Source organism: Streptococcus sp. 959 (genome assembly GCF_013277075.1).
GTDB classification, from domain to species: Bacteria; Bacillota; Bacilli; order Lactobacillales; family Streptococcaceae; genus Streptococcus; species Streptococcus pseudopneumoniae_C.
Genome location: NZ_VMMF01000047.1, coordinates 1 through 611, shown reverse-complemented (window position 1 = coordinate 611; position 611 = coordinate 1). Strand labels below are relative to the sequence as shown.

Here is a 611-nt window from a genome sequence, read left to right as displayed (position 1 = left end):
TGCTTGAAATCATTGAACTCTGCACGAGTGATGATGGTAATGAGAATCGTCTTTTGCTCATGGTTATAAGCACCCTCAGCACCGTTAATAATGGTCACACCGCGATTGAGCTTCTTATGGATTTTCTTAATGACTCGTTCAGGATGATTGGTAATAATCATGGCCTGCATCCGTTTTTGTTTCACGAAAATCGCATCTGTCATGCGGCTGGAGATAAATAGCGCAACCATTGAATACAGGGCATATTGCCAGCCAAAGGTCATCCCTGCAATCAACATAATCATAATGTTGACAATCAAGGAAATGGAGCCAACTTGACGTCCCGTCTTCTTGCGAATAATGATAGAGACAATATCAGTACCACCACTGGATACATTGTTCCTAAGTGCAAAGCCAATTCCAGTTCCCAGCATAAGCCCACCGAAAATAGCATTGACTAACGGATCCGTCGTCAGGGTAACTGGCGGCATAAATTGGATAAAGAAAGAACTGAAGGATACCGTAATAAAGGTCAAGATAGTAAATTTATAACCAATTTTATACCAAGCTAAGATAAGCAAGGGGATGTTCAGATCGTAATAGACCACCGCAATCGGTACATTCCAACCAGC

1 protein-coding gene is annotated in these 611 nt (G+C 41.9%); it reads right to left on the bottom strand.

From position 1 onward, the window contains the following. A partial coding sequence (locus HT717_RS09780) for a YitT family protein (RefSeq protein WP_173305147.1) occupies positions 1-611 on the bottom strand: 611 nt, incomplete at both ends.